Here is an 11,756-nt window from a genome sequence, read left to right as displayed (position 1 = left end):
CAGAAAAGGAGTGGTCATGCAGCCTTCTGCGTCTTTGACCGGTGCCCAGGCCCTCGTTGGCACCCTGGCCGACCACGGCGTCACCGCGTGCTTCGCCAACCCGGGCACCTCCGAGATGCATACGGTCACCGCGCTTGACGGCGAACCGCGGATCCGCTCGATCCTCGGACTGTTCGAAGGCGTCGTGACTGGGGCGGCCGATGGCTATGCCCGCTTGGGCGGCAACCCGTCGATGACGCTTTTGCACCTCGGCAGCGGCTATCTCAACGGGGGCGCGAACATCCACAATGCCCGGCGGGCCCGGTCCCCGATGATCAATGTGATCGGCGATCACGCCACTTACCACCTCACCAACGACGCGCCGCTGACTTCCAACATCGGGGCGATGGCCGAGCCGAACTCCACATGGCTGAGAACCGCAGCAGCCCCTGAGGACGCGGGGCCACTGGCGGCCGAGGCATGGCATGCCAGCCTCAGCGCCCCTGCCGGGCCGGTCTCACTGATCCTGCCGGCCGACGTGGCCTGGCAGTCTGGAGCGTTGATCTCCGAGCAGCTCTCCGCGCCAGTGCGTCGCGGACCCGGCGCCGGCGCGGTCGAGCGCGCCGCCAGAGCCGTGCGCTCCGCCCGAAGCCCCGCTGTGTTGACGACCGGCTCGGCGCTGACCGGCGCTGGCCTAGAAGCAGCCCGGCGCCTCGCCGGCACCGGTGTGCGAGTGCTGTTCGAGTTCTTCTTCCCCCGGCTCCAGCGCGGCGCCGGTCGCTACGCCCCCGAGCGCATGCAGTACTTCGCTGAGCGTGTCGTTGAGAGCCTGGACGGCACCGATGTGATCGTTCTCGCCGAGGCCCAATCGCCGGTCGCGTTCTTCGCCTATCCGAACCATCCCTGCGAGCTGACCCCTGACAGCTGCGAGGTGATCTCGCTGGGCGGCCCCGAAACCGACAGCGCCGAGTGCCTGGCCCAATTGGCCGACGCTCTCGGCGCCACCGAAGCCGATGGTGCTCGCGTTTCTGATCTCGTCATACCCGACGCGCCCTCGGGCGAGCTGACCATGCAGAGCATCGGGCTGTCGATCGCCCGCCACCTCCCGGAGAACGCGTTCGTGTCCGACGAGGCCGGCACCAGCGTAGGCCCGACCTGGGCAGCCACCGCATCGGCCGCCCCGCACGACTGGATGCCCTTGACCGGCGGAGCACTCGGCCAGGGGCTCCCAGTCGCCCTCGGGGCGGCCATCGCCGCTCCTGAGCGCAAGGGCCTCTGCCTGGTTGGCGACGGCTCTGCCATGTACACCAATCAGGCGCTGTGGACGATGGCGCGCGAGGGCGCCGACGTGGTCACGGTCGTGTTCGTCAACCGGTCCTACCGCATCCTCAACATCGAGCTTGCCCGCACCGGCGCCGGCGCTCCCGGCCCAACCGCACAGCACCTGCTGTCGCTGAGCGACCCGCCGATCGATTACACCGGGATGGCCCGCTCGATGGGCGTGCCCGCCACCACCGCCAACACCGCCCACGGGTTCGACGACGCCCTGGCCGCGGCCTTCGCCGACGACGGTCCGCACCTGATCGCCGCAGAGATCGCATAGCGCCGAGCGCGATAGGCTCCCGCCGATGCGGGGTGGTCAAATGCGCCCTGGCCCATTACAGCAACTCATGACAGCGATTGGAGATTGCCTTGACGCTCAACCCCGGTGACATCAACCTCGCCAGCAGCGGCGACATGGTAAAGGCCGGCGGAGTGCCCTTCGAATACTTCGCGGTGCTTCGCCGAGAGGCGCCGGTGTTCTGGAATCCTCCCCCGGCCGACGGGGCCTACCTCCGAGACGTGGAGAAGTACGAGCCCTGCGGCTTCTGGGTGCTCAGCAAATACGAGGATGTCGCGGCAGTGTCCAAGGACACGGCGCGCTTCTCCTGTTGGGAGAACACCATCTTGTGGATTGACGTCAAGCAAAGCCCGATGGCCTTGGCGGCCCAGCGAGCGGGCTTGATGGGCATGGACCCGCCCCAGCACACCCAGTTCCGGCGACTGGTCCAGCCGGGCTTCACCCCCCGGTCGGTGGCGGCGATGGAGCCCCACATCCGCGAGGAGGCCGCGAAGGTGGTCAGCGAGTTAGCCGAGCGCGACCGGGCGGAATTCGTGTTCGACGTTGCCGCCGAGCTACCCATGATCCTTTTGTGCGAGCTGATGGGCGTGCCCCAAGACCGGCGCAACGAGTACCTAGAGCTAGGCAACGCAACGGCCAGCTTCGAGTTCAACGACGACTTCGTCGAGGATCAGATCAACCTGTTCCTGCTGCTCGACGATATTGTCAAATCCCGCAAAGACGCTCCCGACGAAACGCTGATCTCCAAGTACGTCCACGGCGAGGTGGACGGCCGCAAGCTCAGCGAGGGCGAGATCACCCAGTTCTTCCAGACCTTGTCGATTGCGGGCCACGAGACCACCCGCAACACAACCGCCCACTTCGTGAGGCTCATGGACGAGCACCCCGACCAGAAGGCTCTTCTGCTCGAAGACCTAGAGGGCCGGCTGCCGAATGCCATCGAAGAGGTGCTCCGGTACTCGCCGCCGGTCATGCAGTTCTGCCGCACAGCCACAGAAGACGTCGCCATCCGCGGCGTCGACATCGCCAAGGGCGAAAAGGTCTACATGTCCTACATCTCCGCCAACCGCGACGAAGACGTCTTCGAAGATCCGGAGAGGTTCGACATCCTGCGGCCCAACGCCGACAAGCACCTCGCCTTCGGCACCGGCGCCCACTTCTGCCTCGGCGCCAGCCTGGCACGGCTCCAACTGCGGTGCATCCTCCAGGAGCTATACGCCCGGCTTCCCGACATCGCGCTCGCCGATAAGCCGACGCCGATGTACAGCTCCTGGTTCAATGCGCTGAACGAGATGCCGGTCCTCACCTGCCCTGTGGCCCACTAGGCGATGGCGTCGGCGTTCGATCCGGCCGACTTCGACCGGTCGTTCCTTCCCTTCATTGACGAGGCATTCCAAGAGCACGCCGACAAGGTCTGCGCGGTCTTCGAGGGCCACCAGCTCACCTACGCCGAGCTCGATGCCATGTCTGCCCGCACCGCCAACGCGCTGCTGCGCGACGGATTCGCCCCCGGCGACCTCGGAGGGGTCTACAGCGCCAACAGCATCACCGCGTTCGCCGTCGCGCTCGGCATCCTGCGGGCCGGTGGGGTGTGGGTCCCCCTCAACCCGCGCAACACACCGGCCGCCAACGTCGAGATCCTGTCGCGCTTCGGTTGCCGGGCACTGTTCCACCAGCCGGTGTTCGCCGATGCCGCGGCCGAGATGGGCGAGATGGCCGAGACTATCGGCAACGCGATCCTCGTCCCCACCGACGATGCACCGGCCAACTCGCTGCAAGCCTGGCTCGACGACGTCTCCCCGATTGCGCCGAGCGTCGAGCGCGACGGCCGCGACACTCTCATGCTCCCCCAGACCGGCGGCACCACCGGAACCCCGAAGGGGGTGATGCTCAGCCACCGGAACTTCGTGGCCATGGCGTGGGCCGGCCGCCAGCGCTGGCGCGGCGGGACCCGCGTGGTGCTGTGCGCCGCGCCGATGACCCACGTCGGCGGGCGGGCCGCGGTCATCTCGCTGGGCACCGGCACCCGGCTGGTCATCTTGGGCGCGCCCGACCCAGCCTCGATACTCCAAGCGATCGAGCAAGAGCGCGTCACCGACGTCTTCCTCCCTCCGACCGCCATCTACAGCTTGCTCGACCACCCGGACGCGCCGGCCACCGACTTCAGCTCCCTGCGCCGCTTCAGCTACGGATCGGCGCCGATGTCGATCCCGCGCCTGCGCCAGGCCTTCGACATGTTCGGCCCGGTCATGGTAGGCGGGTTCGGACAAACCGAGAGCCCCATCTTCATCGCGCAGCGCGAGACCGCCGACCATTTTGTGGACGGCGACGTCAACGGCGAGCTCCTCAACGACGCCGCCCTGCGCTCGGTGGGCCGGAGCACGGTCTTGTCCACCGTCGCCATCGTCGACGACGACGCTAACCCGCTCCCGGCCGGCGCCCGCGGCGAGATCGCGGTCAAGGGACCCATGGTGTCGGAGGGCTACTACCAGAACCCGGAGGAAACGGCGAAAATCCGGCGCAACGGCTGGCACCTCACCGGCGACATAGGCGTGATGGACGACGACGGACGCATATACGTGATCGACCGCAAGAAAGACATGATCATCACCGGCGGGTACAACGTCTACTCCAGTGAAGTCGAGCAGGCCCTCCAGAACATCGACGGCATCGCCGAAGCAGCGGTCATCGGGGTGCCCAGCGACCGCTGGGGCGAAGAGGTGAAGGCCGTCGTCTGCCTTCACCCAGGCGCGGGCCTCGCCGAAGCCGACATCATCGCCCAGACAAAGCAGGCGGTCGGGTCGGTCATGGCCCCCAAGTCGGTGGACATCGTCGGCGAACTGCCCCGAACCCCCATCGGCAAGATCGACAAGAAAGCCCTGCGCGCCCCCTACTGGGACAACGCCGACCGCACCATTTGAACCCCGCCCGCCCCCGTTGATCCGCATATCCGCCGGGTAGGGTTGGACTATGGGAACGTTCACATGGCCGATAAGGCTCACGCCAATGGGCGGCGGTCGATCGCTTGAGACCGAGGCCATGGTTGACACTGGTGCCACCTACACCACCTTGCCGCGCCGCAAGCTCCAAGAGCTGGGAATCGAGCCCATTGCCCGACGCCGGTTCCTGCTGGCCGACGGGAAGCCGGTGGACATGGAAGTTGGCCAGGCTTGGATAGAGATCGACGGCGAGAGCGTGGTGACCGTGGTGGCTTTTGGCGCCGACAACGCCCCGGCCCTTCTGGGCGCCTATACGCTGGAGGGCCTCGCCCTGGCCGCAGACCCCACTTCCCAGCGACTCGTTCCCACCAACCTCATCATGTACTAAAGGTCTTGGCCGTACTCACCCGCACCGGTACGTGACTGCACCCGGTTCCCGAACATGGGGCCTGATCCATTAGCCTGAGCTAGTGCTGAAGGCGTTTGGCAGGACTCGACAGGTGGAAGGCGGGCGGGTGTGAGCAGATTTTTCGGCGTGTACGGGCGCTGGGTGGGCAACCGGCCGTGGACGGCGCTGGCGGCAATGCTGGTGGTGACCGTGGTGGCGGTGGTGGGTTTCACCAGAACCACCGACACCGCGGACGTGGCTGATGCGTTCCTGCCCGAGGGCAGCGAGCTGGTGGAGGCCATCGACAACTTGGCCGAGAGCTTCCCCGACTCCGCAGAGCTCGAGGTGATGCAGGTGGTGCTGCGGGGCGATGTGCTGAGCCCCGCGGGCGCCTCTGACGCCCTAGCGGCGACCGGTGCCGCAGCAGGCCATCCCGATCTGGCCGGCTTCCGGTTCCAGGATCGGCCGCCCACTTCGCCGGGCCACGTGCTGGCCGCCATGCTGGCCGGCCCCGGCGGCGACCCCCGCAGCGTCGATCTGGCAGCGGCATCCCAAGGCGAGATAGACGCAGCCATCGCCGACGAGTCCAACGCCGCACTGGCCGAGCTTCTGGACGAGATCTTGGCCCGCGACACGGCGGGCAACGTGATCGGAGGCATCGGCATCGTCACGGTGAACGCGTACGGCGATCCCGACGGGCTGGCCGAGGCGCAACTGGCCGTGGACGAGGCGGTGAAGCAGGTGCCGCTGGCCGAGCTGGAATCAGCCCGCGCCGCCTCTCTGGGCAAGAGCGACAAGGAGTCCGACGATTCCAGCCAGAGCTCCACCCGCAACCTCATGCTGGCCGCGTTTCTGGTGATCGCTGTGCTGCTGGTGCTGTTCTTCCGCCAGTTGTCCGATGTTCTGCTGTCGATGGGCGGGCTGATCCTCACCATCGTGTGGGCGCTCGGCTTCCAAGGCCTGCTCGGCCCCGACGGGCTCGACCTCATCGGCGCGCCCAGCGTTTTGGCCCAGATGGTGCCGGTGATGCTCATCGGCCTGTGTGTGGACTACGGCATACAAGTCACCTCCCGCTATCGAGAGGTGCGCGCCGGGGGCGCCGACACCACCGAGGGCATCTCCAAGTCGGTGGCCGGCGTGATGCTGCCGCTCGGCTTGGCCGGGGTGACCACCATCGTCAGCTTCCTGACCAACCTGTTCGGCGACATCTCGGGGCTGGCCGACTTCGGCGTTGTGGCCGCGGTGGGCGTGTTCAGCGGCCTGGCCGTGTTTTTGACCGCGGTGCCAGCGGCGCGCTCGCTGTTGGACCGCCGAGGCGAGGCCAAGGGCAAGACGCCCCAGATCCGGCCCATCGACCAGGCCATTCCCGGCGCGGGCAAGCTGGTGCAGTCCATCGGCGGCGCCACCGTGCGCCGCCCCTCGGTCATCTTGGCGGCCACCGGCATCGTCACCGTGTTCTTCATGGCGCTCACCACTCAGCTCGGCACCGAGTTCAACTCCTCCGACTTCATCCCCGACGGCACCGAGAGCAAAGAAGACGCGGTGTTCATGGCCGAGAACCTCGGCGGCAACACCGAGCCGGTGACCGTGCTGGTGGAAGCAGACATGTCGAACGACCGCACACTGCGCAACATATTGGACTTCTCCGCCGCCATCGAAGACCCCTCTCAGCGGCCCGAGGCGGTCAGCAGCGCCATCACCAACTCGATTGGCACCTACTTCGCCGACTTGCCCGCCGACGTTCAGGCCCAAATCCAACAAGAGCTGGCCCTCGGCCAGACCGGCCCACTGGTAATCGAAGACGCCGCCATCGACCGGGTGCTCGAGCTGATGCGCAGCTATGACCCAGAGCGCTTCGACTCGGTGGTGGCATTGGGCGCGGCAGGCAGCGACGACCGCACCATCTTGCAGTTCAACGCCCTCACCGGCAACGCCGACCGCACCCGAGAGCTGTTCTCCGACGTGGACGGGCTTTGGTTCGGCGACGACCAAGACATCACCCCGGTGGCCAACGAGATCACCTCGCTGGAGGTCACCGACAGCCTCACCGAGAGCCAGGTCACCTCCATCATGTTGACCATCGTGGCCGCTTTGGTGGTGCTGGTCTTGTTCTTCTGGATCACCGAGTTCCGGCCCATGCTGGCCATATTGTCGGTGCTGCCCATATTGATGGTGCTGGTGTGGGTGCTGGGCACCATGGTGCTCTTCGGCTACAGCTACAACGTGATCACCGCCCTCATCACCGCGCTCTCCATCGGGATCGGGGTGGATTACACCATCCACGTCACCCACCGCTTTATCGAAGAGGTGGACCACGGCAAGTCGATCAGCGAGGCCATCAACACCACCATGAGCACCACCGGCGGAGCCCTTATCGGCTCTGCTCTCACCACGGCTCTGGGATTCATGGTGCTGATGTTCAGCCCGATCGCACCGATGGGCCAGTTCGGCCTGCTCACCGCGGTCACCGTCATCTACTCCCTGATCGCAGCGGTAGTGGTTCTGCCCCCCATGCTGGTTATCTGGGCCGCCTACCACCGCTGGCGCCAAGAAGCCCACTGAGGCCGCCCTGGCTGGATGTCGCCCCTTGAGGGGTGGGATAGTGCGTTTTGGGGCGGGTACGCTGTTGTGAGGGGATCAGCAAGCACTCGCACCCCCCCCCCGGTCGGGACTGTCGGGGCCGCTGACCTTGAGCGTGACCGACGCCTCGGCCAACGAAGGCGACTCCCACGGGCTGCGCTTCGTCGCGACCCTCTCCAGGGCCAGCGACCAGGAAATCAAGCTGGGATACGGCGCGTTCGACATCACCGCCGAATACAGCCAGGACTTCACGATCCCCTACCGGGTGTTCACGATCAGCCCGGGCGAAACCGAAGTCGAGATCGTCGTGCCGTTCGTCGACGACAACACCGCCGAAGGTCCCGAGACGCTCAGAATGTACGCGTACAACAGCACCTTCACCGCCATCTCGGGCTTCACATAAGCCACCGGTACCATCACCGACAACGACTAGCGGGGTGTCACGGCGCCTCAAGTCCATAGGGGAAGGGGCGGCAGAATTCGGTACCGTTGCTGTGTGGACCATGAACAAACAGTGGGGCCAGCCGCGGCATGGCGGGAGTTTTGCGACCGGCTGAAGGCGTCGGGAGACCGCCTTGTGGGAGATGGTTTTCCCAGCGGGGCCTCCGACCAGGCCGAGGGCTATCGGCACTTGAGCCGACTGCTTATCCGGGGGCTGCTGGAGCAGGTGGAGTTTGCCGATCCGGCGTTGCCCTCCTTCTACCGCCACAACGACGACGTGATGTGCTGGGGCGGCCCCAACGTGGACAACACCTACTGGCGGGCACCGGTCAGCGCTGATCACGTCTACCGGATTGACGGGTGGCTGCCGCCCGGGGCGCTGTTTGTGGTCCAAAGCGCTCACGGGGAGATGCACCAGGGCACCATGGGGATCACCGCGGAGCGCTCCAGCGACGACTTCGATGTGGAAGCCGACGGCAGCTTCAGCTTCGAGGTCAGCGCCACCCACCGAGACGGCAACTGGCTGCCCATAGATGCCCACACCGACCACATCTCGATCCGGGAGTATGTGGCGGACTGGGCCAATGACGAGCCCGGGCGATTCTTGATCGAGCGCTTGGGCAGCAATGGACAGCACTCCGAGCCGCCGGTACCCGGCGAGCTGGCCGAAGCACTCCTGCGGGCCGCGGCCTGGGCTGACGATGGCCTGGTGTTCTGGAACCAGCTCATGGAGGGCGGCCGCCAGAACTCGACTCCCAACGAGTTCTACGGCCCGTTCTCGTCGGCCGAAGGGGCGGCGGCTGTCGGATACGGCGGGTGCGACTTCAAGCTATGCCCCGACGAGGCGATGGTCGTCACCTGCGATGTGCCCGAGGCCCGGTACTGGTCGTTTGTCGTCTACAGCTATGGGTGGTTCGAGTCGCTCGATTTCGCCAACCGCACGGTGAGCCTCAACAGCGCCCAGATTGCCGCTGATCCCGACGGCCGGTTCCGGCTGGTGGTGGCCCACCGCGACCCCGGTGTGCATAACTGGCTCGACACCGAGGGCCGCTCAGAGGCATTCATCGCCTTCCGCTGGGTGATGAGCGCCACCATGCCCACCCCCGAGGCCCTAATGGTGCCTTTCGCTGAGATCGACCAGCACCTCCCGGAGTCAACCGCGCGATCCACCCCCCGACAGCGGGCCGACCAAATCGCCGTCCGCCGCCGATCCCGAGCACTCCGCTTCCGCCGCTAGGGACGTTTCTTGGGCTTCGCTCCCGTGGATTGCGACCGCGGTGGGATTGTTCAGTCGTCTTTCTTGGCGGTGGCCATTCCGGCTACCAGGCGGGCGACGGCGATGGCGATGTAGAACTGTCCGGACATGGCTTCGAGGGTTACCAGCGTTCTGCCGCTCGACGCCGCGGGGGTGAGGTCGCCGAAGCCGAGCGTGGTCAGGGTGACGAAGCTGAAGTAGACGGCCGACTCCGGTGTGAGCGCCTCGCCCGACGACAAGAACGCGTCGGCGGCGATGCGGTCGATCAGCATGTAGAGGCTGGCGAACGAGTACCCGATCAGCAGGTAAGCGCACGCTGAGGCCGCTATAGAGGTGGTGTCGGGCAAGGGCCGCGACAGCACCTGCCTGCTTATGGTGATCACGGCAACGATGCCTATGGCCGTGACGATCGCCGGGCTGACGCGGGCATCGTCTGGGCCTACCACCGCGAGCTCTATCGCAGTGGCGCACCCCAGCCCGGCCAGCAGCGCCCACGCCTTGGCCCGGCTGACGGCCAGCGCAGACGACTCGATGAGCGTGCCGGTGATGAGGGCTAGGCCGACGATGCCTGAAGCGGCCGTCAGGGCGTCGATGCCTGCGGCCGACAGCGTCACCATGGCCACGCACAAGGCCAAGATGACGTCGTAACGTTCCTCGGCGAGAATGCGAACGAGGCGGCGAACGGGAGTCCTCAACATTGTCTCAAGTTAGCGGTGCGCCGCAGGGTCAGATGCGGGCTTCGCGGACGTCGAGGCGGCGGAGCAGGTCGTCGCCTACGAAGTTGAGCGCCATCAAAGTGGCGAACATCACCCCGCCGGTGGTCAGGGCAATGTGGGGGGACTCTTCGAGCCTTCCCCGCCCGGCAGCCAAGATGTTGCCCCAGGTGATGCTGGGCGAGCCCACGCTCACCCCGATGAACGACAGGCTTCCCTCGGCGATGATCACGATTCCCATGGCCAAAAAGGCGATCGAGGCCAACGAAGGCACCACATTGGGGAGCACTTCTCTGAACAGCAGGCGGGGCCAGCGCGCACCCATCACGTTGGCCACGATCACGAACTCCCGGGCGGCGAACCGCAGCGCCTGAGCCCGGGCAATGCGGGCGATGGCGGGGATGGTGAGGATGGTCACCGCGATGGTGACGTTCCAGAAGCTTTGGCCCAGCATGGTCACGATGAACAGGGCGAACACCAGCGTAGGCAGCGCCAGCGCCACATTGACCACGCTGCTCACCGCGAGGTCGACCCATTTCCCGAAGTAGCCGGCGACCACCCCCAGCACACCGCCAATCACAACCCCCATGCCCACCGCCGGTCCGGCAATGGACAGCGACAGCCGACCGCCCCACACCGAGCGGGCGAACATGTCCCGGCCGAGTTGGTCGGTGCCGAACCAATGCGACCACGATGGGCCTTCCTCGGGCTGTCCTGACAATGGCTGGTGAGGATCGTCGAGGAAGCTCAGCCAGGGGGCCAAAACGGCGCTAGCCACCACCAAGAACAGCCATCCAAACGACAGATACAGGGCGAGATGGGGGCGGGGGCGACGGGACGCGGCCGCCCTGCGGCTGGCGCGGGTCAACGTGGTCATGGCGGCGGTCATCGTCGTCGCACCCGGGGGTCGAGCGCGGAATACACCAGATCCACAATGGTGGTCACGGTCACGAACACCGCGGCTATCAGCGCTACCAGGGTCTGGACCAGCAGGAACTCACGGGCGGCCACCCAGCTAACCAATAGAGAGCCGACCCCGTCGAGATCGAAGAGGAACTCCACCACGATGGCCCCGTTCACCGCTTGCGCGGCCTGGATGCCGAAGATTGTCAGCAGCGTGAAGCTCGACGGGCGCAGCACATGGCGCAACAGAACCATGCGCACCGGCAGGCCCTTGGCCCGGGCCGTGCCCACGAAGTCCTCCTGGAGCGTGCCGATGACATCGGTTCGCAGCAGCCGCAGATAGATGGGCAAGAGCCCCGCGGCCAGCGCGACCGAGGGAAGGAACATCACCTTGAAGTGCGATACCAGCCCCTCGGATATCGGCTGGTAGCCGCTGAGGTCGAACCAGTCGAGCTTGACAGCGAACAACAGGATCAGCACCAGCCCCACAACGAAAACTGGGGCGGACAGCAGCGCGAAGGCACCGCCGGTGATCGCCCTGTCTCCTACACTGCCCTGCCGATAGCCCGACCACAATCCCAGGGGAATGGCCAGGCCCAGGGCCAAGAGCTGCGAATAGGCCAGCAGCAGCAGTGTGCGGGGCAGCGCGTTGGAAATGGCCTCGCCGAAAGTCCGCCCGGTGAGATACGACTTGCCGAAGTCGCCGGTGAGCACGTCGCCGCCCCACTTGGCCCACTGCACGATTACCGGATCGCCCAAGTTGCGGTCCTGTTCGCACTCGGCGATCTGCTCTTGGGTGGCCGCGCCGCCGAACGCAGCCACGCACGGGTTGCCGGGCAGCAGGTTCAGCATCCAGTAGAACAGCAGCGTTACCGCCAGCACGACAACCGCGAGCTGTGCCAGCCGCGTTCCTATGAACCGAAGCGCCGACATCTTC

At 66.3% G+C, this 11,756-nt stretch carries 10 protein-coding genes; 7 read left to right on the top strand and 3 right to left on the bottom strand.

Features of this window, described 5'->3' with window-relative positions; translation table 11 throughout:
• The first annotated feature begins 16 nt into the window (after positions 1 to 16).
• From ACOOGG_RS12260 to ACOOGG_RS12230, 7 genes are all read left to right on the top strand, one after another.
• Positions 17 to 1,582, top strand: a complete 1,566-nt coding sequence (locus tag ACOOGG_RS12260) for an acetolactate synthase large subunit (RefSeq protein WP_420435416.1) — start codon at positions 17 to 19, stop codon at positions 1,580 to 1,582.
• Between the two features lie 89 nt (positions 1,583 to 1,671).
• Positions 1,672 to 2,925 (top strand): cytochrome P450, encoded by a 1,254-nt coding sequence (locus tag ACOOGG_RS12255; RefSeq protein ID WP_420435414.1) that lies wholly within the window; start codon positions 1,672 to 1,674, stop codon positions 2,923 to 2,925.
• A gap of 3 nt (positions 2,926 to 2,928) precedes the next feature.
• Positions 2,929 to 4,521 carry a class I adenylate-forming enzyme family protein gene (locus tag ACOOGG_RS12250; RefSeq protein WP_420435412.1) on the top strand — a complete coding sequence of 531 codons (1,593 nt, stop codon included), beginning with the start codon at positions 2,929 to 2,931 and terminating at the stop codon, positions 4,519 to 4,521.
• A 49-nt stretch (positions 4,522 to 4,570) separates the two neighbouring features.
• Positions 4,571 to 4,927, top strand: a complete 357-nt coding sequence (locus tag ACOOGG_RS12245) for an aspartyl protease family protein (protein ID WP_420435410.1) — start codon at positions 4,571 to 4,573, stop codon at positions 4,925 to 4,927.
• Between the two features lie 129 nt (positions 4,928 to 5,056).
• Positions 5,057 to 7,489, top strand: coding sequence for an efflux RND transporter permease subunit (locus tag ACOOGG_RS12240; protein WP_420435408.1), 2,433 nt, complete (start codon positions 5,057 to 5,059; stop codon positions 7,487 to 7,489).
• A gap of 127 nt (positions 7,490 to 7,616) precedes the next feature.
• On the top strand, positions 7,617 to 7,910 hold the full coding sequence (locus ACOOGG_RS12235; protein ID WP_420435406.1) for a hypothetical protein: 294 nt from the start codon (positions 7,617 to 7,619) through the stop codon (positions 7,908 to 7,910).
• A 93-nt stretch (positions 7,911 to 8,003) separates the two neighbouring features.
• A complete protein-coding gene (locus ACOOGG_RS12230) occupies positions 8,004 to 9,185 on the top strand; it encodes a DUF1214 domain-containing protein (RefSeq protein ID WP_420435404.1) in 1,182 nt (393 codons plus the stop codon).
• Positions 9,186 to 9,235: 50 nt separating this feature from the next.
• On the opposite strand, the gene ACOOGG_RS12225 is transcribed toward ACOOGG_RS12230, so the two are convergent.
• From ACOOGG_RS12225 to ACOOGG_RS12215, 3 genes are read right to left on the bottom strand one after another with little or no spacing between them, the layout of a single operon-like run.
• A complete protein-coding gene (locus tag ACOOGG_RS12225; RefSeq protein WP_420435402.1) occupies positions 9,236 to 9,901 on the bottom strand; it encodes a potassium channel family protein in 666 nt (221 codons plus the stop codon).
• 28 nt (positions 9,902 to 9,929) lie between these two features.
• Entirely contained in the window at positions 9,930 to 10,805 is an 876-nt protein-coding gene (locus ACOOGG_RS12220; RefSeq protein ID WP_420435401.1) for an ABC transporter permease, read from the bottom strand.
• Positions 10,802 to 11,752 (bottom strand): ABC transporter permease, encoded by a 951-nt coding sequence (locus tag ACOOGG_RS12215; protein WP_420435399.1) that lies wholly within the window; start codon positions 11,750 to 11,752, stop codon positions 10,802 to 10,804. The genes ACOOGG_RS12220 and ACOOGG_RS12215 overlap by 4 nt, the downstream gene beginning before the upstream one ends.
• Positions 11,753 to 11,756 lie beyond the last annotated feature (4 nt).

The sequence above is a fragment of the Candidatus Poriferisocius sp. genome (assembly GCF_965214065.1).
Classification (GTDB): domain Bacteria; phylum Actinomycetota; class Acidimicrobiia; order Acidimicrobiales; family Bin134; genus Poriferisocius.
Note: the sequence above shows the minus strand (reverse complement) of the source record. Positions and strands in the feature narration are given on the sequence as shown.